Consider the following 25,721-nt stretch of genomic DNA (forward strand, 5'->3'; position numbering starts at 1 on the left):
CGATGCTGGAAGACTTACGCGCGAATAGCTGGAGCTTACGCCCCTGTTGCATGGTGCTGGCCTACCGTATCGCTCATTTTTGTTCCATCTGGCGCAAAAAGAATGTGCTGAATAATCTGTGGGCCGCGCCGGTGCTGGTGCTGTATCGCGTGATCACGGAATGCCTGTTCGGGTATGAAATCCAGGCCGCCGCGACCATTGGTCGGCGGTTCACTATCCATCATGGTTACGCGGTAGTGATCAATAAACACGTCGTCGCCGGCGACGATTTTACCATTCGCCACGGCGTCACCATCGGCAATCGCGGCGCGGACAGCCTGGCTTGCCCGGTGATTGGTCACGGCGTTGAGCTGGGGGCGAACGTCATTCTGCTTGGCGATATTACTATTGGTAATCACGTCACGATTGGCGCGGGTAGCGTGGTGCTTGACAGTATTCCGGACCATGCGCTGGTGGTGGGAGAAAAAGCACGGGTGAAGGTCAGCACATGAATATTCTGCAATTTAATGTACGGCTGGCGGAAGGCGGCGCGGCGGGAGTGGCGTTAGATCTTCATCTGCGGGCGCTGCAAAAAGGGCTGACGTCGCATTTTGTTTATGGTTATGGCAAAGGCGGAAAAAAAAGCGTCAGTCACCACCGCTATCCGCAGGTGATAAAACAGACGCCGCGCGGCACGGCAATCGCCAATATCGCGCTATTTCGTTTCCTGAATCGCGATCTGTTTGGCAATCTCGACAATCTTTACCGCACGGTTATCCAGACATCCGGCCCGCTGGTGCTGCATTTTCATGTTCTCCACAGTTACTGGCTAAACCTGGCGGATATCGTGACGTTTTGCGAAAAAGTCAAAGCGCAAAAACCGGACGTCACGCTGGTCTGGACGCTGCACGATCACTGGAGCGTCACCGGGCGTTGCGCCTTCACCGACGGTTGCGAGGGCTGGAAAAGCGGCTGCCAAAAATGTCCGACCCTAAGCAATTATCCGCCGGTCAGGGTGGATCGGGCGCACCAGCTTATTGGCGGCAAACGTCAGCGCTTTCGGGACATGCTGCGGCTGGGCTGCCAGTTTATTTCGCCGAGCCAGCATGTGGCCGAGGCCTTTAACAGCGTTTATGGCGCGGGACTCTGCCGGGTGATTAACAACGGTATCGATCTGGCGACCGAGGCGATTCTCGCGCAACTATCACCTGTGCCGCTGAATCCGGGCAAACCGCGGATCGCCATTGTGGCGCATGACTTGCGTTACGACGGCAAAACTGACCAGCGTCTGGTACACGACATGATGGCGCTGGGCGAAAAAATTGAACTGCACACCTTCGGTAAATTTTCGCCTTTTACCGGCCAAAACGTTGTTAATCACGGTTTTGAAACCGATAAGCGCAAATTAATGAGCGCGCTCAATGAGATGGACGCGCTGGTCTTTAGCTCGCGGGTCGATAACTATCCGCTGATCTTATGTGAAGCGCTCTCGATCGGCGTACCGGTGATCGCCACCCACAGCGAGGCGGCGCAGGAGGTGCTGGCGAAATCCGGCGGCCAGACCTTTGCCGCTACAGATGTACTGCGCCTGGCGCAGCGGCGTAAGCCAGAGATTGCTCAGGCGGTATTTGGCGCCACGCTGGACGCCTTTCGTATGCGTAGCCGCGTCGCGTACAGCGGTCAACAGATGCTGGAGGAGTATGTCTCGTTCTATCAGAATCTGTAGCTACCTGCTGCTGCCGCTGATCTACCTACTGGTCAATGTCAAGATTGCCCAACTGGGGGAAAGCTTTCCCATTACCATCGTCACTTTTTTACCGCTGTTGCTGCTGTTATTTGTGGAACGCATTAGCGTAAAAAAATTGATGATTGCCTTAGGCATCGGCGCGGGGCTTACGGCATTTAACTTCCTGTTCGGCCAGTCGCTGAATGCCGGTAAATATGTCACATCCACGATGCTGTTTGTCTATATTGTGGTCATTATCGGGATGGTCTGGAGTATCCGATTCAAAACCATTTCCGCGCATAACCACCGAAAGATTTTACGTTTTTTTTATCTGGTGGTGGGTATAGTGGTCGCGCTCGCCGCGGTTGAGATGGCGCAAATTATCCTTACCGGCGGCAGCAGTATTATGGAAGGAATTTCGAAATATCTCATTTACAGTAATAGCTACGTACTGAACTTCATAAAATTTGGCGGTAAGCGTACCACTGCGCTTTATTTTGAACCGGCATTTTTCGCTTTGGCACTAATCTCAATTTGGCTGAGCATCAAACAGTTTGGTATCAAAACACCGAAAAGCGATGCTATGATTCTGGCAGGGATAATATTATCAGGATCATTTTCAGGGGTAATGACCTTTATCCTGTTTTACCTTCTGGAGTGGGCGTTCCAATATTTGAATAAGGATGCGATAAAGAAAAAACTTCCACTGGCGCTGGTCTCATTAACCCTGTTTTTGGTTGGGGTAATTATTGCATTTCCTTATATCGCGACACGACTTGGCGATTTAGGGACGGAAGGCTCATCTTCTTATTATCGTATTGTGGGCCCGTTAGTCATGGTCGGATATTCCTTGACCCATATTGATGGTGTAGTCAGATTTGGCTCACTTTATGAATATGTCGCATCATTCGGAATCTTTAACGGTGCGGATGTCGGGAAAACCATAGACAATGGATTGTATCTACTGATTATTTATTTTTCCTGGTTCGCAGTGCTAATGACGCTGTGGTATATGGGGAAAGTTTTAAAAATGGCGCTAAATGCGTTTGGCGATAATCGTAATTTTCGGGTGCAGCTCTATCTTTTTACGCCGGTGTCGCTGTTTTTTACCGGTTCAATATTTAGCCCGGAATATGCTTTTTTAATCGTCTGTCCGTTCATTTTGCGCAAGGCGTTAAAAATTTCATAACGAGGTGGTGGCATGTTTTTAAGCGTCGTTACCGTCGCCTTTCGCAATTACGAAGGGGTGGTAAAAACCTGGCGCTCGCTGCGCAATCTGGCGCGCGATCCGGGCCTGTCATTTGAATGGATCGTAGTGGATGGCGGTTCGGAGGACGGCACGCGCGAATTTCTGCAAAAACGTCACGGTGAGTTTAACCTGCGTTTTATCAGTGAAAAGGATCGCGGTATTTATGATGCCATGAACAAAGGCATTGCGCTGGCGCAGGGGCGCTATACCCTGTTTCTTAATTCCGGTGATGCGTTCCATGATGATGCCGCGCTGTTTGTCCGCCAACTGGCGCGACAAAAGGGCGAGGCGATGTATATTGGCGACGCGCTGCTGGATTTCGGCGGCGGGCATAAAATACGCCGGAAGGCTAAACCCGGGTATTATATCTACCATAGTTTGCCAGCCAGCCATCAGGCGATATTTTTCCCGACGGCAGCGTTAAAAAAGTATCCTTATGATCTGCAATATCATGTCTCTTCAGATTATGCGCTGGCAGCCCGTCTCTATAAAGCAGGCTATCCTTTTCGGCGAATTAACGGACTGGTATCTGAGTTTTCGATGGGCGGCGTGTCAACCTCGAATAATCTGGAATTATGTCAGGATGCAAAAAACGTACAGCGAAAAATATTACGTGTGCCAGGATTTTGGGCGCAATTATCCTATTTATTACGTCTGAAAACGACGGGTAAAACAAAAGCGCGGTATAACAAAGTCTAATCACCGGGAGTTATTATGCAGGATCTTAGCGGCTTTACGGTGCCGAAAGGGTTCCGCGGCGCTAATGCGCTAAAAGTACAATTATGGTGGGCGGTACAGGCGACATTATTCGCCGGATCGCCGCAAATATTGTATCGCTGGCGAGCCTTTTTGCTGCGTCTGTTTGGCGCCAAAATTGGAAAGAATGTGGTTATTCGACCGTCAGTAAAAATTACCTATCCGTGGAAATTAACCGTCGGCGATTATGCCTGGGTAGGCGACGACGCTGTGTTATATACGTTGGGTGAAATTAATATTGGCGCACATGCGGTCATTTCACAAAAAGGGTATTTGTGTACCGGTAGCCATGATTATACCAGCGCCCATTTCGATATTAACGCCGCGCCGATTGTTATTGGCGAAAAATGTTGGCTGGCGACCGATGTTTTTGTCGCGCCCGGCGTGACGATAGGTCATGGCACCGTCGTCGGCGCGCGCAGCAGCGTATTTAAATCATTACCGGCAAATGCGATTTGTCGGGGCAATCCCGCAGTGGTAACGCGCCAGCGCGTTCAGAAAGTTACTCCCTAACGGGACTATTTGAGGAAATGAAAATGTCAAAAGTCGCTCTCATTACTGGCGTAACCGGACAGGATGGGTCTTACCTGGCAGAATTTCTGCTGGAAAAAGGGTATGAGGTGCATGGTATCAAGCGCCGCGCGTCATCGTTTAATACCGAGCGCGTGGACCATATTTATCAGGACCCGCACAGCTGCAACCCGAAATTTCATCTGCATTATGGCGACCTGACCGACGCCTCCAACCTGACCCGCATTTTACAGGAAGTGCAGCCGGATGAGGTCTACAACCTGGGCGCGATGAGCCACGTGGCGGTGTCGTTTGAGTCGCCGGAATATACCGCCGATGTGGATGCGATGGGCACGCTGCGCCTGCTGGAGGCGATCCGCTTCCTCGGTCTTGAAAAGAAAACGCGGTTCTACCAGGCCTCCACCTCTGAACTGTACGGGCTGGTGCAGGAAATTCCGCAGAAAGAGACCACGCCGTTCTACCCGCGTTCCCCCTATGCGGTGGCGAAACTGTACGCCTACTGGATCACCGTCAACTACCGTGAATCCTACGGTATTTACGCCTGTAACGGCATTCTGTTTAACCATGAGTCCCCGCGTCGCGGCGAAACCTTCGTCACCCGTAAGATCACCCGCGCCATCGCCAATATCGCGCAGGGACTGGAGTCCTGCCTGTATCTCGGCAACATGGACTCGCTGCGCGACTGGGGCCATGCGAAAGATTACGTGCGGATGCAGTGGATGATGTTACAGCAGGAGCAGCCGGAAGATTTCGTGATTGCCACCGGCGTGCAGTATTCCGTGCGCCAGTTTGTGGAGCTGGCGGCGGCGCAACTGGGGATAAAACTGCGCTTTGAAGGCGAAGGCATTAATGAGAAAGGGATCGTGGTATCCGTTACCGGACACGATGCGCCGGGCGTGAAACCGGGGGATGTGATTGTGGCCGTTGATCCGCGTTATTTCCGTCCGGCGGAAGTGGAAACCCTGCTGGGCGACCCGTCCAAAGCGCATGAGATACTGGGCTGGAAACCGGAAATCACCCTGTCGGAGATGGTCTCCGAGATGGTGGCGAACGATCTGGAGGCCGCGAAAAAACACTCACTGCTGAAATCTCACGGTTACGAGGTGGCCATCGCGCTGGAGTCCTGAGAATGAATAAGCAACGAATTTTTGTGGCGGGCCATCGCGGGATGGTGGGCTCCGCCATTGTACGGCAGCTTGCGCAGCGCGGCGACGTGGAGCTGGTGCTGCGCACCCGCGATGAGCTGGATCTGCTCGACGGGCGTGCGGTACAGGCGTTCTTTGCCGGGGCGGGTATCGACCAGGTTTATCTGGCGGCGGCGAAAGTGGGCGGCATTGTCGCCAACAACACGTATCCGGCGGATTTTATTTATGAAAACATGATGATAGAGAGCAACATTATTCACGCCGCGCACCTGCACAACGTGAACAAACTGCTGTTTCTCGGTTCGTCCTGTATCTATCCGAAACTGGCAAGGCAGCCGATGGCGGAAAGCGAGCTGCTGCAGGGGACGCTGGAGCCGACCAACGAGCCGTATGCCATCGCCAAGATCGCCGGGATTAAACTGTGCGAGTCCTACAACCGGCAGTACGGTCGCGACTACCGTTCGGTGATGCCAACCAACCTGTACGGCCCGCATGACAATTTCCATCCGGACAATTCACATGTGATCCCGGCGCTGCTGCGCCGCTTTCATGAGGCTGCGCAGAGCCACGCGCCGGAGGTGGTGGTGTGGGGCAGCGGCACGCCGATGCGTGAATTTCTGCACGTTGACGATATGGCGGCGGCCAGTATTCACGTGATGGAGCTGGCGCGCGAAGTGTGGCAGGAGAACACCGACCCGATGCTGTCGCACATTAACGTCGGCACTGGCGTGGACTGCACTATCCGCGAACTGGCGCAGACTATCGCAAAGGTGGTGGGTTACCAGGGCCGGGTGGTGTTCGACGCCGCGAAGCCGGACGGCACGCCGCGTAAATTGCTCGACGTCACGCGCCTGCATCAGCTTGGCTGGTATCACGAAATTTCACTGGAGGCAGGGCTTGCCGGTACTTACCAGTGGTTCCTTGAGAATCAGCAACGGTTCCGGGGGTGACAATGTTTTTACGTCAGGAAGATTTCGCCGCCGTGGTGCGGACCACGCCCCTCATCTCCCTCGATTTCATTGTGGAAAACGGCCAGGGGGAAATTTTACTGGGCCAGCGTCTCAACCGTCCGGCGCAGGGCTACTGGTTTGTGCCGGGGGGGCGGGTGTGCAAAGACGAAACGCTGGAGGCCGCCTTTGCACGCCTGACGCAGGCGGAACTGGGCGTGCGTCTGCCGCTGGCGGCAGGGACGTTTTATGGCGTCTGGCAGCACTTCTATGACGACAACTTTTCCGGTGAGGATTTTTCAACCCACTACATCGTGCTCGGCTTTCGTCTGCGCGTGGCGGAGAGCGATTTACGCCTGCCTGATACCCAGCATGGCAGTTACCGCTGGCTGACGCCGGAACAGCTTCTGGCAAGCGACAATGTTCATGAGAACAGTCGGGCCTACTTCTCTCCTGACGCGCCGGCGGTGGGCCTATGAAGATCCTGGTCTATGGCATTAACTATTCACCGGAACTGACCGGTATCGGCAAATATACCGGCGAAATGGTGGCGTGGATGGCGCGGGAAGGCCATGAGGTGCGGGTCATTACTGCGCCGCCGTACTACCCGCAGTGGAAGGTCGGCGAGCGCTATTCCGCCTGGCGCTATCGCCGGGAAGAGGGCGAGGCTACCGTCTGGCGCTGCCCGCTGTATGTGCCGAAACAGCCCTCCACCTTAAAACGACTGCTTCATCTGGGGAGCTTTGCATTGAGCAGTTTTTTCCCACTGATGGCGCAGCGTCGCTGGAAGCCGGATCGGATTATCGGCGTTGTACCGACGCTCTTTTGTACGCCGGGAATGCGCCTGCTGGCGACACTCTCCGGCGCGCGTACCGTACTGCATATTCAGGATTACGAAGTGGACGCCATGCTCGGCTTAGGAATGGCGGGAAAAGGCAAGCGCGGCAGCGTAGCGCGGTTAGCGACGGCCTTTGAACGCAGCGCGCTGCGTAACGTTGATAATGTTTCGACCATCTCTCGCTCCATGATGAATAAAGCGCGGGAAAAGGGCGTCGCGGCGGAAAAAATCCTCTTTTTTCCGAACTGGTCGGAAGTGGCGCGCTTTCAGGACGTTAATGACGCTGACGTGACGGCTTTGCGTCAGCAGCTTGGCTTGCCAGAGGGCAAAAAAATTGTGCTCTATTCCGGCAATATCGGCGAAAAGCAAGGGCTGGAAAAGGTAATTGACGCCGCGGAACGATTACGCGATCGACCGTTGATTTTTGCGATTGTCGGCCAGGGGGGCGGCAAGGCGCGGCTGGAGAACATGGCCCGCGAACGCGGCCTGCCAAATATTAAATTCCTCCCGCTGCAGCCTTACGACGCCTTACCCGCGCTGCTGAAAATGGGCGACTGCCATCTGGTGGTGCAAAAGCGCGGCGCAGCGGATGCGGTACTGCCCTCCAAGCTGACTAACATTCTGGCGGTCGGCGGTAATGCGGTGATTACCGCTGAGCCGCACACCGAATTAGGACAACTTTGCGTGCGCTATCCGGGCATCGCCGTTTGCGTGGAACCGGAGTCGACCGACGCGCTGGTCAACGGGATTAGCCAGGCGCTCGCCATGCCGAAAAACAACACGACGGCACGTGAATACGCCGAACGCACGCTCAATAAAGAGAACGTGCTACGCCAATTTATTGCAGATATTCGGGGATGATAATGCGTCAGACAAAACTTTACCCGGTTGTGATGGCCGGTGGCTCCGGTAGCCGATTGTGGCCGCTTTCTCGCGTGCTTTATCCAAAACAGTTTCTGTGCCTGAAAGGCGATCTCACCATGCTGCAAACCACCATTTGCCGTCTGAACGGCGTGGAGTGCGAAAGCCCGGTGGTGATCTGCAACGAACAGCACCGTTTTATCGTTGCCGAACAGCTCCGCCAGCTCAATAAGCTGACGGAGAACATTATTCTTGAGCCCGCCGGGCGCAATACCGCGCCGGCGATTGCGCTGGCGGCGCTGGCGGCGACGCGCCAGCATACGGACTGCGATCCGCTGATGCTGGTACTGGCGGCGGATCATGCAATCGCCAATGAAGAGGCCTTCCGCGACGCGGTGCGCGGCGCCATGCCCTATGCCGACGCGGGCAAACTGGTGACCTTCGGTATCGTGCCGGATCTGCCGGAAACTGGCTATGGCTATATCCGGCGCGGTGATGTCGTGCCGGGCGCGACGGATGCGGTGGCTTTTGAGGTGGCGCAGTTCGTTGAGAAGCCGGGGCTGGAAACCGCTCAGGCCTACGTCGCCAGCGGCGATTACTACTGGAACAGCGGCATGTTTCTGTTCCGCGCCGGACGCTATCTGGAAGAGCTGAAAAAGTTCCGCCCCGATATTCTGGCCGCCTGTGAACAGGCGATGCGCGGCGTCGATCCGGATCTTGACTTCATTCGCGTGGATGAAGAGGCCTTCCTCGCCTGTCCGGAAGAGTCCATTGACTACGCGGTGATGGAGCGGACGGCGGACGCGGTGGTGATGCCAATGGACGCGGGCTGGAGCGATGTCGGCTCGTGGTCCTCGCTGTGGGAAATCAGCGCCCACACCCCGGAGGGAAACGTCCACCACGGCGACGTCATCAGCCATAAAACGGAAAACAGCTACGTTTACGCCGAATCCGGCCTAGTGACCACCGTCGGCGTGAAGGATCTGGTGGTGGTGCAGACCAAAGACGCCGTGCTGATTGCCGATCGCCACGCGGTGCAGGACGTGAAAAAGGTGGTGGAGAAGATCAAGGCCGACGGACGCCATGAGCACCATATGCACCGCGAGGTTTACCGTCCGTGGGGCAAATACGACTCCATCGACGCGGGCGAGCGCTATCAGGTGAAGCGCATTACCGTCAAGCCGGGGGAAGGACTGTCGGTGCAGATGCACCATCACCGCGCCGAGCACTGGGTGGTGGTGGCGGGGACCGCCAGAGTCACCATCAACGGCGAGGTTAAGCTGCTCGGTGAAAACGAGTCCATCTATATTCCGCTGGGGGCGACTCACTGCCTGGAAAATCCGGGAAAAATACCGCTCGATTTAATTGAAGTGCGTTCCGGCTCGTATCTCGAAGAGGACGACGTGGTGCGGTTCGAGGACCGTTACGGGCGGGTCTGACGCCTGCAATTATGCCCGGTAAGCGCAACGCGCCATCCGGCAATGAATAACAATAACGATGCTGGCCATTTACGGTCAGGGCTAACTGTTGCCTGAAGAAGGGTAAGAATATGACAAAATTAACCTGTTTCAAGGCCTACGACATTCGCGGCAGGCTGGGCGAAGAGCTCAATGAAGATATCGCGTGGCGGATTGGCCGCGCTTACGGCGAATATTTAAAACCGAAAACCATCGTGCTGGGCGGCGACGTGCGCCTGACCAGCGAGGCGCTGAAGCTGGCGCTGGCGAAAGGGTTACAGGACGCGGGCGTCGACGTGCTGGATATCGGTATGTCCGGCACCGAAGAGATTTACTTCGCCACCTTCCACCTCGGCGTGGACGGCGGTATTGAAGTGACCGCCAGCCATAATCCGATGGACTACAACGGTATGAAGCTGGTGCGCGAGGGCGCCCGCCCGATAAGCGGCGACACCGGTCTGCGCGACGTTCAGCGTCTGACGGAAGCGGGCGACTTCCCGCCGGTGAACGAGGCCGCGCGCGGCAGCTACAGACAAATCAGCCTGCGCGACGCCTACATCGGCCACCTGCTCGGCTATATCAGCGTTAAAAATCTCACCCCGCTGAAGCTGGTGTTTAACGCCGGCAATGGGGCGGCGGGGCCGGTCATTGACGCCATCGAAGTACGCCTGAAGGCGCTGGGCGCGCCGGTGGAGTTCATCAAAATCCACAACACCCCGGACGGCACCTTCCCGAACGGCATTCCCAACCCGTTGCTGCCGGAGTGTCGCGACGACACCCGCAAGGCCGTTATTGAACACGGGGCGGACATGGGCATCGCCTTTGACGGCGACTTCGACCGCTGCTTCCTGTTCGATGAGAAAGGGCAGTTTATCGAGGGGTACTACATCGTCGGGCTGCTGGCGGAAGCGTTTCTGGAAAAACACCCGGGGGCGAAGATTATCCACGACCCGCGCCTGACCTGGAACACGGAGGCAGTGGTGACGGCGGCGGGCGGGACGCCGGTGATGTCAAAAACCGGGCACGCCTTTATCAAGGAGCGGATGCGTACGGAGGATGCCATTTATGGCGGGGAAATGAGCGCGCATCACTATTTTCGTGATTTTGCCTACTGCGACAGCGGGATGATCCCGTGGCTGCTGGTGGCGGAGCTGGTGTGCCTGAAGAGACAGTCGCTGGGTGAGCTGGTTCGCGACCGGATGGCGGCGTTCCCGGCGAGCGGGGAAATCAACAGCAGACTGGCGGAGCCGGCGGCGGCCATTGCGCGGGTGGAAGCGCACTTTGCGGAAGAGGCGCAGGCAGTGGACCGCACGGACGGCCTCAGCATGTCGTTCGCCGACTGGCGTTTCAACCTGCGCTCGTCGAACACCGAACCGGTGGTGCGCCTGAATGTGGAATCACGCGGCGATATTCCGCTGATGGAAGCGCGAACACGCACTCTGCTGGCGCTGCTGAATCAGTAACGTCAGATCTCCCCTTACCGCCTGCGGGTAAGGGGCCAATCACAGGAACAACGATGACAAATCTAAAAAAGCGCGAACGAGCCAAAACCAATGCATCGTTAATCTCTATGGTGCAACGCTTTTCAGATATCACCATCATGTTTGGCGGGCTGTGGTTCATCTGTGAAGTCAGTGGACTGCCATTCCTGTACATGCACCTGTTGGTGGCGCTGATTACGCTGGTTGTTTTTCAAATGCTGGGCGGGATGACCGATTTTTATCGCTCCTGGCGCGGCGTCAAAATGTCGACAGAGTTAACGCTGTTACTGCAAAACTGGACGCTGAGCCTGATCTTCAGCGCCGGTCTGGTGGCGTTTAATGATGACTTTGACAACCGCCTCGCCACCTGGCTGGCCTGGTATGCGTTGTCCAGCCTGGGCTTAGTGTTATGCCGTTCATTTATTCGTTTCGGCGCGGGCTGGCTACGCAATCGTGGTTATAACACTCGCCGGGTCGCCGTCGCCGGAGATTTGCCTGCGGGCCAGGCGTTGCTGGATAGCTTCCGTAATGAGCCGTGGCTGGGTTTTGAGGTGGTGGGCGTCTATCACGATCCCAAACCGGGCGGCGTCTCTGCTGACTGGGCAGGGAACTTCGAGCAGTTAATTGACGATGCGAAAGCCTCGCGAATTCACAATGTTTATATCGCCATGTCAATGAGCGACGGCGCCATGGTGAAAAAACTGGTGCGCGAGCTGGCCGACACCACCTGCTCGGTGATCCTTATTCCCGATGTGTTCACCTTTAATATTCTCCACTCGCGCGTGGAGGAGATGAGCGGCGTTCCGGTCGTTCCGCTGTATGACACGCCGCTGTCAGGGATTAACCGTCTGCTTAAACGGGCAGAGGATATCGTGCTGGCGTCGCTGATTCTGCTGCTCATCTCACCGGTACTGTGCTGCATTGCGCTGGCGGTCAAATTGAGCTCGCCCGGGCCGGTGATTTTCCGCCAGACGCGCTACGGGATGGATGGCAAGCCGATCAAGGTCTGGAAGTTCCGCTCAATGAAGGTAATGGAGAACGATAAGGTCGTTACCCAGGCGACGCAAAACGATCCGCGCGTCACCCGGGTAGGTAACTTTTTGCGTCGTACCTCGCTGGATGAATTACCGCAGTTTATCAACGTATTAACCGGCGGGATGTCCATCGTCGGTCCTCGCCCGCACGCGGTGGCGCATAACGAACAGTATCGTCAGTTGATTGAAGGTTACATGCTACGCCACAAGATGAAACCGGGCATCACCGGCTGGGCGCAAATTAATGGCTGGCGCGGTGAGACCGATACGCTGGAGAAAATGGAAAAACGCGTGGAATTCGACCTGGAATACATCCGCGAATGGAGTATTTGGTTCGATATCAAAATCGTTTTTCTGACGATTTTTAAAGGGTTTGTTAATAAAGCAGCGTATTAAGAACCTGACCCACAAGGCTATTTTACTTGCCATATTGAACCAGGGCAGCGTGTACGCCCCGGTTTTTCCGCGCTGCCCCTGTTCAATCTGGCTGCGCCAATGATGCCTTGTGAACAGGTTCTGGAGAAAAGAATGAGTTTACGACAAAAAACGATCAGCGGCGCTAAATGGTCGGCTATCGCCACGATAGTGATTATCGGTCTGGGGTTAATTCAGATGACGGTGCTGGCGCGGATCATCGACAACCACCAGTTTGGCCTGTTGACCGTCTCGCTGGTGATTATCGCGCTGGCCGACACGATCTCGGACTTTGGCATCGCGAACTCGATTATCCAGCGTAAAACGATTGGGCATCTGGAGCTGACCACGCTTTACTGGCTAAACGTTGGGCTTGGGATTGTGGTATTTGCGGTGGTCTTTTGGCTGAGCGATGCGATTGCCCATGTTTTGCATAACCCGGATCTCGCGCCGTTAATCAAAACGTTGTCGCTGGCGTTTATCGTGATCCCTCACGGGCAGCAGTTCCGCGCTCTGATGCAAAAAGAGCTGGAGTTCAATAAGATCGGCATGATCGAAACGACCTCCGTGCTGGCGGGGTTCACCTTTACGGTGATTAGCGCCCATTACTGGCCGCTGGCGCTAACCGCGATTCTCGGCTATCTGGTGAACAGCGCGGTGCGAACGCTGCTGTTTGGTTACTTTGGCCGCAAGATTTACCGTCCGGGGCTGCATTTTTCGCTGGCATCGGTGTCCACGAACCTGCGTTTTGGCGCGTGGCTGACGGCGGACAGTATCGTCAATTACATCAACACGAATTTATCGACGCTGGTACTGGCGAGAATTCTCGGCGCAAGCGTCGCCGGGGGATATAACCTCGCGTACAACGTGGCTGTTGTGCCGCCGGCGAAGCTTAACCCCATCATTACTCGCGTGCTATTTCCGGCATTCGCCAAAATCCAGGACGATACCGAGAAGCTGCGCGTCAACTTCTATAAGTTGCTTTCCGTGGTGGGAATTATCAATTTTCCCGCGCTGTTGGGCCTGATGGTAGTGGCGAACAATTTTGTGCCGTTAGTGTTTGGCGAGAAGTGGAACAGCATTATCCCGATCCTGCAATTGCTGTGCGTGGTGGGGCTGCTGCGCTCGGTCGGCAACCCGATTGGTTCGCTGCTGATGGCGAAAGCGCGCGTGGATATCAGCTTTAAGTTCAACGTCTTTAAAACGTTTCTGTTTATCCCGGCAATTCTCATTGGCGGCCATCTGGCGGGGGCGATTGGCGTGACGCTGGGGTTCCTGGTGGTGCAAATCATCAACACCATTCTGAGCTATTTCGTGATGATTAAGCCGGTACTCGGCTCCAGCTATCGTCAGTATATTCTCAGCCTGTGGCTACCGTTTTATCTCTCATTGCCAACATTTATTACCAGCTACGGCGCAGGAAAGCTGGCCGACGGCTATTTACCGTTGTCAGGGGTATTCGCACTACAGGTTATGGTCGGTATTTTGAGTTTTATTTTGATGATTATTTTTTCACGCAATGCGCTGGTGATGGAAATTAAAAATCAGCTTGTTGGCAGTGCAAAAATGAAAAAGTTATTACGTGTCGGATGACGGGGATATAAGAGGCTATTTATGAAATTATTAATTTTAGGCAACCACACATGCGGCAACCGTGGTGATAGCGCCATTATGCGCGGTTTGCTTGATGCCATCCGTCAACAGGCGCCGGAGGCGGAGATGGATGTGATGAGCCGTTTCCCGGTGAGTTCCGCCTGGTTGCAGGGGCGCCCGATTATTGCCGACCCGCTGTATCAGTTAAGCCAGAAACAGCAGGCGGCGGCAGGGCTTAACGGTCGGGTGAAAAAAGTATTACGCCGTCGTTTTCAGCATAAAATTTTATTGTCTAAAGTCGCCCAGGAAGGATCGCTGCGTAATTTTGCTATCGCGCCGGAATTTGCCGAATTCGCGCAATTTATTGCGCAGTATGACGCCGTCATTCAGGTGGGCGGTTCAAACTATGTCGACTTATACGGTTTGACTCACTTTGAATATCCGCTGTGCGCGTTTATGGCGAACAAACCAATTTATATGGTGGGACATAGCGTCGGCCCTTTCCAGAATCCTGACTTTAACCAGCTCGCCAATTATGTTTTTGGCCGCACCAGTGCGCTGATCCTGCGTGAAACCGTCAGCCGCGATATGATGACCGCCGCGCAGATCGATACCTGGAAAGTGGAGCAGGGGGTGGATACCGCCTGGTTAGTCGAACGCCGTCACGACGAGTTTGTCGCCAGTTATGCTGTGCAGCACTGGCTGGACGTCACCGCGCGCCGCAAAACCGTCGCAATTACGTTGCGCGATCTGGAGCCGTTTGATAGACGTCTGGGCACCACTCAGCAGGCCTATGAGCAGGCATTTGCCCAGGTCGTGAATCGCCTGATTGCGGACGGTTATCAGGTACTGGCGCTGTCAACCTGCACCAGTATCGATCGCTATAACCGCGATGACCGGATGGTTGCGTTACGGATGGCGAAGTATGTAAACGACTCAGAGCATTTCCATATCGCGATGGACGAACTCAATGACGTGGAAATCGGAAAGATCCTCGCCTCCTGCGTACTGACCATCGGGACGCGCCTGCATTCCGCCATTATCTCCATGAATTTTGGCACACCCGCCATCGCCATTAATTATGAACATAAATCCGCCGGGATTATGCAGCAGCTAGGCCTGGCGGAATTGGCTATTGATATCCGTCACTTGCTGAACGGTTCATTACAAAGCGTGGTGGCCGATACGCTCAATCAATTGCCTGCGCTAAAGGCAAAAATGGCTAACGCCGTCACCGAGGAGCGGGCGAAAGGGTTCACGATGATCAAATCTGTTCTCGACAGAATTCGGGAGGCGCAATGAAAGTCAGCTTTTTTCTGCTGAAATTTCCACTCTCATCGGAAACCTTTGTGCTGAATCAGATTACTGCGTTTATTGATATGGGCCATGAGGTGGAGATTGTCGCGTTACAAAAAGGCGATACCCAACATACTCACGCCGCCTGGGAGAAGTATGGCCTGGCGGCGAAAACCCGCTGGTTACAGGATGAGCCCCAGGGACGGCTGGCGAAACTGCGCTACCGGGCATGTAAAACGCTGCCGGGGCTGCATCGGGCGGCGACCTGGAAAGCGCTCAATTTTACCCGCTATGGCGATGAATCACGCAATTTGATCCTTTCCGCGATTTGCGCGCAGGTGAGCCAGCCTTTTGGAGCGGATGTGTTCATCGCGCACTTTGGCCCGGCGGGCGTGACGGCGGCCAAACTACGCGAACTGGGCGTGCTTCGCGGCAAAATTGCGACTATTTTCCACGGGATTGATATTTCCAGCCGCGAAGTGCTCAGTCATTACACGCCGGAGTATCAGCAGTTGTTTCGTCGTGGCGATCTGATGCTGCCCATCAGCGAACTGTGGGCCGGTCGCCTGAAAAGTATGGGCTGTCCGCCGGAAAAGATTGCTGTTTCGCGCATGGGCGTCGACATGACGCGTTTTTCCCATCGTTCGGTGAAAGCGCCAGGGATGCCGCTGGAGATGATTTCCGTCGCGCGCCTGACCGAGAAAAAAGGCCTGCATGTGGCGATTGAAGCCTGTCGGCAACTGAAAGCGCAGGGCGTGGCGTTTCGCTACCGCATTCTGGGGATTGGCCCGTGGGAACGTCGGCTGCGCACGCTCATCGAGCAGTATCAGCTAGAGGATGTCGTTGAGATGCCGGGGTTTAAACCGAGCCATGAAGTGAAGGCGATGCTGGATGACGCCGATGTTTTTTTGCTGCCGTCGATTACCGGTACGGATGGCGATATGGAAGGTATTCCGGTAGCGCTGATGGAGGCGATGGCGGTAGGGATTCCCGTGGTATCTACCGTGCATAGCGGTATTCCGGAACTGGTGGAGGCCGGCAAATCCGGCTGGCTGGTGCCGGAAAACGATGCGCAGGCGCTGGCGGCCCGACTCGCTGAGTTCAGCCGGATTGACCACGACACGCTGGAGTCGGTGATCACGCGCGCCCGTGAAAAAGTGGCGCAAGATTTTAATCAGCAGGCGATTAATCGCCAGTTAGCCAGCCTGCTACAAACGATATAAACGAGGTGGTATGCCCGCGACTAAATTCTCCCGACGTACCCTCCTGACGGCAGGTTCTGCGCTTGCTGTTCTTCCTTTTCTGCGCGCCTTGCCGGTACAGGCGCGTGAACCTCGCCAGATCGTCGATATTAAGGATTATCCGGCGGATGACGGTATCGCCTCGTTCAAACAGGCCTTCGCCGACGGGCAGACTGTGGTCGTACCGCCAGGATGGGTGTGTGAAAATATCAATGCGGCGATAACGATTCCGGCGGGAAAAACGCTGCGGGTACAGGGCGCGGTGCGTGGGAATGGCCGGGGACGGTTTATTTTGCAGGACGGGTGTCAGGTGGTGGGGGAGCAGGGCGGCAGTCTGCACAATGTGACGCTGGATGTTCGCGGGTCGGACTGTGTGATTAAAGGCGTGACGATGAGCGGCTTTGGTCCCGTCGCGCAAATTTTCATTGGCGGTAAGGAACCGCAGGTGATGCGTAATCTCATTATCGATGACATCACCGTTACCCACGCCAACTACGCCATTCTCCGCCAGGGATTTCATAACCAAATGGACGGCGCGCGGATTACGCATAGCCGCTTTAGCGATTTGCAGGGGGACGCCATTGAGTGGAATGTCGCGATTCACGACCGCGACATCCTGATTTCCGATCATGTCATCGAACGCATTAATTGTACCAATGGCAAAATCAACTGGGGGATCGGCATCGGGCTGGCGGGTAGTACCTATGACAATAGTTATCCTGAAGACCAGGCAGTAAAAAACTTTGTGGTGGCCAATATTACCGGATCTGATTGCCGACAGCTTGTGCACGTAGAAAATGGCAAACATTTCGTCATTCGCAATGTCAAAGCCAAAAACATCACGCCCGATTTCAGTAAAAATGCGGGTATTGATAACGCAACGATCGCCATTTATGGCTGTGATAATTTCGTCATTGATAATATTGATATGACGAATAGTGCCGGGATGCTCATCGGCTATGGCGTCGTTAAAGGAAAATACCTGTCAATTCCGCAAAACTTTAAATTAAACGCTATTCGGTTGGATAATCGCCAGGTTGCTTATAAATTACGCGGCATTCAAATTTCCTCCGGCAACACCCCCTCTTTTGTCGCCATCACCAATGTACGGATGACGCGTGCTACGCTGGAACTGCATAATCAACCGCAGCACCTCTTCCTGCGTAATATCAACGTGATGCAAACTTCAGCGATTGGCCCGGCGTTAAAAATGCATTTCGATTTGCGTAAAGATGTCCGTGGTCAATTTATGGCCCGCCAGGACACGCTGCTTTCCCTCGCTAATGTTCATGCCATCAATGAAAACGGGCAGAGTTCCGTGGATATCGACAGGATTAATCACCAAACCGTGAATGTCGAAGCAGTGAATTTTTCGCTGCCGAAGCGGGGAGGGTAAGTACCGCTATTTTTACGAAAATTCCTGGGAAAAAGTTGTTCATACTTAATGTCATGGTGCCGACTAAGACGTAATGTAGAGCGTGCCATCATTATCCCTGGCAGCAGAGTAATTCATGCTGGCGAAAACAAGCTAAAGAGCTATAATTCAGCAACCATTTTACAGGTGGAAGAAACAATGATGAATTTGAAAGCAGTTATACCGGTAGCGGGTTTGGGTATGCATATGTTGCCTGCCACCAAGGCAATCCCAAAAGAGATGCTACCGATCGTCGACAAGCCAATGATTCAGTACATTGTCGATGAGATTGTGGCTGCAGGGATCAAAGAAATCGTGCTGGTGACTCACGCGTCTAAAAACGCCGTTGAGAACCACTTCGACACCTCTTATGAACTTGAATCACTTCTTGAGCAGCGCGTTAAGCGCCAGCTTTTGGCGGAAGTGCAATCTATCTGCCCACCGGGCGTGACGATTATGAACGTTCGCCAGGCGCAGCCGTTAGGGCTGGGGCACTCTATTCTGTGCGCGCGTCCGGTCGTGGGCGATAACCCTTTCATTGTGGTACTCCCGGATATTATTATCGATGATGCTACCGCCGATCCGCTGCGCTATAACCTTGCGGCGATGGTGGCGCGTTTCAATGAAACGGGTCGCAGCCAGGTGCTGGCGAAGCGCATGAAAGGTGATTTATCGGAGTATTCCGTTATCCAGACGAAAGAACCTCTGGATAATGAAGGCAAAGTCAGCCGGATTGTGGAGTTTATCGAAAAACCGGATCAGCCGCAGACGCTGGATTCCGATTTGATGGCGGTAGGCCGTTATGTGCTTTCAGCCGACATCTGGGCGGAACTGGAAAGAACCGAACCGGGCGCCTGGGGCCGCATCCAGCTCACCGATGCCATTGCAGAACTGGCGAAAAAACAGTCGGTTGACGCGATGCTAATGACGGGTGACAGCTATGACTGCGGTAAAAAAATGGGCTACATGCAGGCATTTGTGAAGTACGGGCTGCGCAACCTGAAAGAAGGAGCGAAGTTCCGTAAGAGCATAGAGCAGCTTTTGCATGAATAAGTATTAACAACCGTGATAAATGGTTGGTGATAAACATAATAACGGCAGTGAACATTCGAAGCGGCAAGTTGGCTGAAACGAGTGTTGACTGCCGTTTTAGTTTTGTATAAAGGGCTTAAGTAACAAGGGGTTATCTGGAGCATTTTAATGCTGATTTTATAAGATTAATCCTTGTTTCCGGATGCAATTAATAAGACAATTAGCGTTTAAGTTTTAGTGAGCTTTGCCCTGCTGGGCGAGGTTTGTAACAAGTCGATATGTACGCAGTGCACTGGTAGCTGATGAGCCAGGGGCGGTAGCGTGTGTAACGACTTGAGCAATTAATTTTTATTGGCAAATTAAATACCACATTAAATACGCCTTATGGAATAGAAAAGTGAAGATACTTATTACTGGCGGGGCAGGTTTTATTGGATCAGCTGTTGTCCGCCATATTATTAAGAATACACAGGACACTGTAGTTAATATTGATAAATTAACCTACGCCGGTAATCTTGAATCCCTTTCTGATATTTCTGAAAGTAATCGCTACAATTTTGAACACGCGGATATTTGTGATTCCGCTGAAATAACGCGTATTTTTGAGCAGTACCAGCCGGACGCGGTGATGCATTTGGCTGCGGAAAGTCATGTGGACCGTTCGATTACCGGGCCAGCAGCATTTATTGAAACCAATATCGTCGGCACCTATGCACTTCTTGAAGTTGCGCGTAAATACTGGTCTGCCCTTGGCGAAGATAAAAAAAATAATTTTCGTTTTCATCATATTTCCACTGATGAAGTTTACGGCGATTTACCGCATCCTGATGAAGTTGAAAACAGCGTTACGCTGCCGTTATTTACTGAAACGACGGCATATGCGCCAAGTAGCCCCTATTCTGCGTCAAAAGCATCCAGCGATCATTTAGTCCGTGCCTGGCGGCGTACCTATGGTCTACCAACGATCGTTACCAATTGTTCTAATAACTATGGCCCTTATCACTTCCCTGAAAAACTGATTCCGTTGGTCATTTTGAACGCACTGGAAGGAAAGCCTTTGCCAATTTATGGCAAAGGGGATCAGATTCGCGATTGGCTATATGTAGAAGATCACGCTCGCGCGCTTCATATGGTAGTGACTGAAGGCAAGGCGGGGGAGACTTATAACATTGGTGGCCACAATGAGAAGAAAAATCTTGATGTGGTATTTACCATCTGTGATCTGCTGGATGAGATTGTACCCAAAGCGACTTCTTATCGTGAACAAATCACTTATGTCGCGGATCGTCCGGGCCATGATCGTCGTTATGCCATTGATGCAGGTAAAATTAGCCGCGAATTAGGCTGGAAACCGCTGGAGACCTTTGAAAGCGGTATTCGTAAAACAGTGGAATGGTACCTTGCAAATACTCAATGGGTAAACAATGTTAAAAGTGGGGCGTATCAGAGTTGGATAGAACAGAACTATGAAGGACGCCAGTAATGAATATCTTACTTTTTGGTAAGACAGGGCAAGTAGGCTGGGAGTTGCAACGTTCTCTGGCACCAGTGGGGAATCTGATTGCTCTGGATGTCCATTCAAAAGAGTTTTGCGGTGATTTTAGCAATCCGAAAGGCGTTGCCGAAACCGTTCGTAAGCTTCGTCCCGATGTGATTGTTAACGCAGCAGCCCATACTGCAGTAGATAAAGCAGAGTCTGAACCAGAACTGGCGCAGTTACTTAACGCCACCAGTGTGGAAGCCATCGCTAAAGCAGCCAACGAAACTGGCGCATGGGTAGTGCATTATTCAACCGATTATGTATTTCCTGGTACCGGCGATATCCCATGGCAGGAAACGGACGCTACGTCGCCGCTGAATGTCTATGGCAAGACCAAACTGGCGGGAGAAAAGGCCCTGCAGGATAACTGCCCTAAGCATCTTATCTTCCGCACCAGTTGGGTTTATGCAGGTAAGGGCAATAATTTCGCAAAGACAATGCTTCGTCTGGCGAAAGAGCGTCAGACACTTTCAGTCATCAACGATCAGTACGGTGCGCCAACCGGTGCAGAATTACTGGCTGACTGCACGGCTCATGCGATCCGTGTGGCGTTAAAGAAACCAGAAGTCGCAGGTCTTTACCATCTGGTTGCCGGGGGAACCACAACCTGGCATGACTACGCGGCCTTAGTCTTTGACGAGGCGCGCAAAGCAGGGATAACGCTTGCGCTGACTGAGCTTAATGCTGTGCCGACCAGCGCCTACCCGACGCCGGCGAGCAGACCAGGCAATTCGCGTCTCAATACTGAAAAGTTTCAGCGTAATTTTGACCTTATTCTGCCGCAATGGGAATTAGGAGTTAAGCGCATGCTGACTGAAATGTTTACGACGACAACCATCTGATAAATTTAAATGCCCATCAGGGCATTTTCTATGAATGAGAAATGGAAATGAAAACGCGTAAGGGCATTATTTTAGCGGGGGGCTCCGGCACCCGTCTTTATCCGGTGACCATGGCGGTAAGTAAGCAATTGCTACCAATTTATGATAAACCGATGATTTACTATCCCCTTTCCACGCTTATGCTGGCAGGCATTCGGGACATCCTGATCATCAGTACGCCACAGGACACGCCGCGTTTTCAACAACTGCTGGGAGACGGCAGCCAGTGGGGGCTGAATCTTCAATATAAAGTACAGCCAAGCCCGGATGGCTTAGCACAGGCGTTTATTATTGGTGAAGAGTTCATTGGTAATGATGATTGTGCATTAGTACTGGGTGACAATATCTTCTATGGTCATGATTTACCAAAGTTAATGGAAGCTGCCGTTAATAAAGAAAGTGGTGCTACCGTCTTTGCTTATCATGTAAACGATCCGGAGCGCTACGGTGTGGTTGAGTTTGACCAAAGTGGCACAGCCGTTAGTCTGGAGGAAAAACCGTTACAACCGAAGAGTAATTACGCGGTAACGGGGCTGTATTTTTATGATAATAGCGTGGTGGAGATGGCGAAAAATCTTAAGCCTTCCGCTCGCGGTGAGTTAGAAATCACGGATATTAACCGTATCTATATGGATCAGGGAAGATTGTCTGTCGCCATGATGGGGCGCGGTTATGCCTGGCTGGATACAGGGACGCATCAGAGTTTGATAGAGGCCAGTAATTTTATTGCAACCATCGAAGAACGCCAGGGGCTAAAAGTGTCCTGCCCGGAAGAGATCGCATTTCGTAAAAATTTTATAAATGCACAACAGGTTATAGAACTGGCCGGGCCATTATCAAAAAATGATTATGGCAAATATTTGCTGAAGATGGTGAAAGGTTTATAAGTGATGATTGTGATTAAAACAGCAATACCAGATGTCTTGATCTTAGAGCCTAAAGTTTTTGGCGATGAGAGGGGATTCTTTTTTGAAAGTTATAACCAGCAGACCTTTGAAGAGTTGATTGGACGTAAAGTTACATTTGTTCAAGATAATCATTCAAAATCCAAAAAGAACGTACTCAGAGGGCTACATTTTCAGAGAGGAGAAAATGCACAGGGGAAGTTAGTTCGTTGTGCTGTCGGTGAGGTTTTTGATGTTGCGGTCGATATCCGAAAAGAATCGCCTACTTTTGGTCAATGGGTTGGCGTAAATCTATCTGCTGAGAATAAGCGACAGCTTTGGATTCCAGAAGGTTTTGCTCATGGTTTTGTTACTCTTAGTGAGTATGCAGAGTTTCTGTACAAAGCAACTAATTATTACTCACCTTCATCGGAAGGTAGCATTTTATGGAATGATGAGACAATAGGTATTGAATGGCCTTTTTCTCAGCTGCCTGAGCTTTCAGCAAAAGATGCTGCAGCACCTTTACTGCATCAAGCCTTGTTAACAGAGTAAGCATCGTGTCTCATATTATTAAGATTTTTCCATCAAATATTGAATTTTCCGGTAGAGAGGATGAATCAATCCTCGATGCTGCGCTATCGGCTGGCATCCATCTTGAACATAGCTGCAAAGCGGGTGATTGTGGTATCTGTGAGTCCGATTTGTTGGCGGGAGAAGTTGTTGACTCCAAAGGTAATATTTTTGGACAGGGTGATAAAATACTAACCTGCTGCTGTAAACCTAAAACCGCCCTTGAGCTAAATGCGCATTTTTTTCCTGAACTAGCTGGACAGACAAAAAAAATTGTCCCATGCAAGGTAAATAGTGCTGTACTGGTTTCAGGCGATGTTATGACTTTGAAGTTACGCACACCACCAACAGCAAAAATTGGCTTCCTTCCAGGGCAGTATATCAATTTACATTATAAAGGTGTAACTCGCAGTTATTCTATCGCTAATAGTGATGAGTCGAATGGTATTGAGTTGCATGTAAGGAATGTTCCCAATGGTCAGATGAGCTCGCTCATTTTTGGGGAGTTACAAGAAAATACTCTTATGCGCATTGAAGGACCTTGCGGAACATTTTTTATTCGTGAAAGTGACAGACCTATAATCTTCCTTGCAGGCGGTACTGGATTCGCTCCAGTTAAATCAATGGTTGAGCATCTCATTCAGGGAAAATGTCGTCGTGAGATCTACATCTACTGGGGAATGCAAGATAGTAAAGATTTTTACTCTGCATTACCGCAGCAGTGGAGTGAACAGCACGACAACGTTCATTATATCCCTGTTGTTTCTGGTGATGACGCCGAATGGGGGGGAAGAAAGGGATTTGTCCATCATGCCGTGATGGATGATTTTGATTCTCTAGAGTTCTTCGATATATATGCATGTGGTTCACCTGTGATGATCGATGCCAGTAAAAAGGACTTTATGATGAAAAATCTCTCTGTAGAACATTTCTATTCTGATGCATTTACCGCATCTAATAATATTGAGGATAATTTATGAAAGCGGTCATCCTGGCTGGTGGACTTGGTACCAGACTAAGTGAAGAAACAATTGTAAAACCAAAACCGATGGTAGAAATTGGTGGCAAGCCTATTCTTTGGCACATTATGAAAATGTATTCTGTGCATGGTATCAAGGATTTTATTATCTGCTGTGGTTATAAAGGATATGTGATTAAAGAATATTTTGCGAACTACTTCCTTCACATGTCAGATGTAACATTCCATATGGCTGAAAACCGTATGGAAGTTCACCATAAACGTGTTGAACCATGGAATGTCACATTGGTTGATACGGGTGATTCTTCAATGACTGGTGGTCGTCTGAAACGTGTTGCTGAATACGTAAAAGATGACGAGGCTTTCCTGTTTACTTATGGTGATGGCGTTGCCGACCTTGATATCAAAGCGACTATCGATTTCCATAAGGCTCACGGTAAGAAAGCGACTTTAACAGCTACTTTTCCACCAGGACGCTTTGGCGCATTAGATATCCGAGCTGGTCAGGTCCGGTCATTCCAGGAAAAACCGAAAGGCGATGGGGCAATGATCAATGGTGGTTTCTTTGTGTTGAATCCATCGGTTATCGATCTCATCGATAACGATGCAACAACCTGGGAACAAGAGCCATTAATGACATTGGCACAACAGGGGGAGTTAATGGCTTTTGAACACCCAGGTTTCTGGCAGCCGATGGATACCCTACGTGATAAAGTTTACCTCGAAGGGCTGTGGGAAAAAGGTAAAGCTCCGTGGAAAACCTGGGAGTAACTAGATGATTGATAAAAATTTTTGGCAAGGTAAACGTGTATTCGTTACCGGCCATACTGGCTTTAAAGGAAGCTGGCTTTCGCTATGGCTGACTGAAATGGGTGCAATTGTAAAAGGCTATGCACTTGATGCGCCAACTGTTCCAAGTTTATTTGAGATAGTGCGTCTTAATGATCTTATGGAATCTCATATTGGCGACATTCGTGATTTTGAAAAGCTGCGCAATTCTATTGCAGAATTTAAGCCAGAAATTGTTTTCCATATGGCAGCCCAGCCTTTAGTGCGCCTATCTTATGAACAGCCAATCGAAACATACTCAACAAATGTTATGGGTACTGTCCATTTGCTTGAAGCAGTTAAGCAAGTAGGTAACATAAAGGCAGTCGTAAATATCACCAGTGATAAGTGCTACGACAATCGTGAGTGGGTGTGGGGCTATCGTGAGAACGAACCCATGGGAGGGTACGATCCATACTCTAATAGTAAAGGTTGTGCAGAATTAGTCGCGTCTGCATTCCGGAACTCATTCTTCAATCCTGCAAATTATGAGCAACATGGCGTTGGTTTGGCGTCTGTGAGGGCTGGTAATGTCATAGGTGGAGGCGATTGGGCTAAAGACCGTTTAATTCCCGATATTCTGCGCTCATTTGAAAATAACCAGCAGGTTATTATTCGAAACCCATATTCTATCCGTCCCTGGCAGCATGTACTGGAGCCTCTTTCTGGTTACATTGTGGTGGCGCAACGCTTATATACAGAAGGTGCTAAGTTTTCTGAAGGATGGAATTTCGGCCCGCGTGATGAAGATGCGAAGACGGTCGAATTTATTGTTGACAAGATGGTCACGCTTTGGGGTGATGATGCAAGCTGGTTACTGGATGGTGAGAATCATCCTCATGAGGCACATTACCTGAAACTGGATTGCTCTAAAGCAAATATGCAATTAGGATGGCATCCGCGTTGGGGATTGACTGAAACACTTGGTCGCATCGTAAAATGGCATAAAGCATGGATTCGCGGCGAAGATATGTTGATTTGTTCAAAGCGTGAAATCAGCGACTATATGTCTGCAACTACTCGTTAAGAAAATAAGTTTAAG

At 51.8% G+C, this 25,721-nt stretch carries 24 protein-coding genes; all 24 read left to right on the forward strand.

The window, feature by feature from the left end; all coding sequences use genetic code 11:
• Nucleotides 1-2 precede the first annotated feature (2 nt).
• The 24 genes from wcaB to rfbG all read left to right on the forward strand — a co-directional run bounded on the left by wcaB (nt 3) and on the right by rfbG (nt 25,706).
• Nucleotides 3-491, forward strand: a complete 489-nt coding sequence (wcaB, locus tag J4728_RS06480; protein ID WP_023226696.1) for a colanic acid biosynthesis acetyltransferase WcaB — start codon at nt 3-5, stop codon at nt 489-491.
• The gene (gene wcaC, locus J4728_RS06485; protein ID WP_080183528.1) at nt 488-1,705 is read left to right on the forward strand and encodes a colanic acid biosynthesis glycosyltransferase WcaC; all 1,218 of its coding nucleotides are present in this window, start codon (nt 488-490) and stop codon (nt 1,703-1,705) included. The genes wcaB and wcaC overlap by 4 nt, the downstream gene beginning before the upstream one ends.
• The gene (gene wcaD, locus J4728_RS06490) at nt 1,680-2,894 is read left to right on the forward strand and encodes a colanic acid polymerase WcaD (RefSeq protein WP_000091392.1); all 1,215 of its coding nucleotides are present in this window, start codon (nt 1,680-1,682) and stop codon (nt 2,892-2,894) included. Before wcaC ends, wcaD begins: the two co-directional genes overlap by 26 nt.
• A 12-nt stretch (nt 2,895-2,906) precedes the next feature.
• Nucleotides 2,907-3,653, forward strand: coding sequence for a colanic acid biosynthesis glycosyltransferase WcaE (gene wcaE / locus J4728_RS06495; protein WP_000480132.1), 747 nt, complete (start codon nt 2,907-2,909; stop codon nt 3,651-3,653).
• Between the two features lie 15 nt (nt 3,654-3,668).
• Nucleotides 3,669-4,223 carry a colanic acid biosynthesis acetyltransferase WcaF gene (wcaF, locus tag J4728_RS06500; RefSeq protein WP_001153603.1) on the forward strand — a complete coding sequence of 185 codons (555 nt, stop codon included), beginning with the start codon at nt 3,669-3,671 and terminating at the stop codon, nt 4,221-4,223.
• A gap of 23 nt (nt 4,224-4,246) precedes the next feature.
• A complete protein-coding gene (gene gmd / locus J4728_RS06505; protein ID WP_000048159.1) occupies nt 4,247-5,368 on the forward strand; it encodes a GDP-mannose 4,6-dehydratase in 1,122 nt (373 codons plus the stop codon).
• A gap of 2 nt (nt 5,369-5,370) precedes the next feature.
• A complete protein-coding gene (locus tag J4728_RS06510) occupies nt 5,371-6,336 on the forward strand; it encodes a GDP-L-fucose synthase family protein (RefSeq protein WP_001041704.1) in 966 nt (321 codons plus the stop codon).
• Between the two features lie 2 nt (nt 6,337-6,338).
• Complete coding sequence (locus J4728_RS06515; RefSeq protein WP_001748574.1) at nt 6,339-6,812, forward strand: GDP-mannose mannosyl hydrolase; 474 nt, start codon at nt 6,339-6,341, stop codon at nt 6,810-6,812.
• Entirely contained in the window at nt 6,809-8,032 is a 1,224-nt protein-coding gene (wcaI, locus tag J4728_RS06520; protein WP_086811868.1) for a colanic acid biosynthesis fucosyltransferase WcaI, read from the forward strand. Before J4728_RS06515 ends, wcaI begins: the two co-directional genes overlap by 4 nt.
• Nucleotides 8,029-9,471 carry a mannose-1-phosphate guanyltransferase gene (cpsB, locus tag J4728_RS06525; protein ID WP_000605946.1) on the forward strand — a complete coding sequence of 481 codons (1,443 nt, stop codon included), beginning with the start codon at nt 8,029-8,031 and terminating at the stop codon, nt 9,469-9,471. The genes wcaI and cpsB overlap by 4 nt, the downstream gene beginning before the upstream one ends.
• A 110-nt stretch (nt 9,472-9,581) precedes the next feature.
• Nucleotides 9,582-10,952: a colanic acid biosynthesis phosphomannomutase CpsG gene (gene cpsG, locus J4728_RS06530; protein WP_208211446.1), complete on the forward strand. Its 1,371-nt coding sequence runs from the start codon at nt 9,582-9,584 to the stop codon at nt 10,950-10,952.
• Between the two features lie 53 nt (nt 10,953-11,005).
• Nucleotides 11,006-12,400: an undecaprenyl-phosphate glucose phosphotransferase gene (gene wcaJ / locus J4728_RS06535; RefSeq protein WP_000183163.1), complete on the forward strand. Its 1,395-nt coding sequence runs from the start codon at nt 11,006-11,008 to the stop codon at nt 12,398-12,400.
• A 132-nt stretch (nt 12,401-12,532) separates the two neighbouring features.
• A complete protein-coding gene (gene wzxC / locus J4728_RS06540; protein WP_000058677.1) occupies nt 12,533-14,011 on the forward strand; it encodes a colanic acid undecaprenyl disphosphate flippase WzxC in 1,479 nt (492 codons plus the stop codon).
• A gap of 21 nt (nt 14,012-14,032) precedes the next feature.
• Entirely contained in the window at nt 14,033-15,313 is a 1,281-nt protein-coding gene (gene wcaK / locus J4728_RS06545) for a colanic acid biosynthesis pyruvyl transferase WcaK (protein ID WP_208211448.1), read from the forward strand.
• Entirely contained in the window at nt 15,310-16,530 is a 1,221-nt protein-coding gene (gene wcaL, locus J4728_RS06550) for a colanic acid biosynthesis glycosyltransferase WcaL (RefSeq protein ID WP_208211450.1), read from the forward strand. Before wcaK ends, wcaL begins: the two co-directional genes overlap by 4 nt.
• Nucleotides 16,531-16,540: 10 nt before the next feature.
• Nucleotides 16,541-17,944, forward strand: a complete 1,404-nt coding sequence (wcaM, locus tag J4728_RS06555) for a colanic acid biosynthesis protein WcaM (protein WP_208211452.1) — start codon at nt 16,541-16,543, stop codon at nt 17,942-17,944.
• 177 nt (nt 17,945-18,121) lie between these two features.
• On the forward strand, nt 18,122-19,015 hold the full coding sequence (gene galF, locus J4728_RS06560) for a GalU regulator GalF (RefSeq protein WP_000981469.1): 894 nt from the start codon (nt 18,122-18,124) through the stop codon (nt 19,013-19,015).
• A 376-nt stretch (nt 19,016-19,391) separates the two neighbouring features.
• Complete coding sequence (gene rfbB / locus J4728_RS06565) at nt 19,392-20,477, forward strand: dTDP-glucose 4,6-dehydratase (protein ID WP_000697840.1); 1,086 nt, start codon at nt 19,392-19,394, stop codon at nt 20,475-20,477.
• On the forward strand, nt 20,477-21,376 hold the full coding sequence (gene rfbD / locus J4728_RS06570; protein ID WP_001023658.1) for a dTDP-4-dehydrorhamnose reductase: 900 nt from the start codon (nt 20,477-20,479) through the stop codon (nt 21,374-21,376). The genes rfbB and rfbD overlap by 1 nt, the downstream gene beginning before the upstream one ends.
• Before the next feature lie 47 nt (nt 21,377-21,423).
• On the forward strand, nt 21,424-22,302 hold the full coding sequence (rfbA, locus tag J4728_RS06575) for a glucose-1-phosphate thymidylyltransferase RfbA (RefSeq protein WP_000857535.1): 879 nt from the start codon (nt 21,424-21,426) through the stop codon (nt 22,300-22,302).
• Nucleotides 22,303-22,854 carry a dTDP-4-dehydrorhamnose 3,5-epimerase gene (rfbC, locus tag J4728_RS06580; RefSeq protein WP_000973709.1) on the forward strand — a complete coding sequence of 184 codons (552 nt, stop codon included), beginning with the start codon at nt 22,303-22,305 and terminating at the stop codon, nt 22,852-22,854.
• Nucleotides 22,855-22,859: 5 nt separating this feature from the next.
• The gene (locus J4728_RS06585) at nt 22,860-23,852 is read left to right on the forward strand and encodes a CDP-6-deoxy-delta-3,4-glucoseen reductase (RefSeq protein ID WP_001523570.1); all 993 of its coding nucleotides are present in this window, start codon (nt 22,860-22,862) and stop codon (nt 23,850-23,852) included.
• A complete protein-coding gene (rfbF, locus tag J4728_RS06590; protein WP_000648784.1) occupies nt 23,849-24,622 on the forward strand; it encodes a glucose-1-phosphate cytidylyltransferase in 774 nt (257 codons plus the stop codon). The genes J4728_RS06585 and rfbF overlap by 4 nt, the downstream gene beginning before the upstream one ends.
• A gap of 4 nt (nt 24,623-24,626) precedes the next feature.
• Complete coding sequence (gene rfbG, locus J4728_RS06595; RefSeq protein WP_000565903.1) at nt 24,627-25,706, forward strand: CDP-glucose 4,6-dehydratase; 1,080 nt, start codon at nt 24,627-24,629, stop codon at nt 25,704-25,706.
• Nucleotides 25,707-25,721: the final 15 nt, after the last annotated feature.

The sequence above is a fragment of the Salmonella sp. 32070601201500089SM genome, from assembly GCF_017573605.1.
In the GTDB taxonomy this organism is placed as follows: Bacteria; Pseudomonadota; Gammaproteobacteria; order Enterobacterales; family Enterobacteriaceae; genus Salmonella; species Salmonella enterica.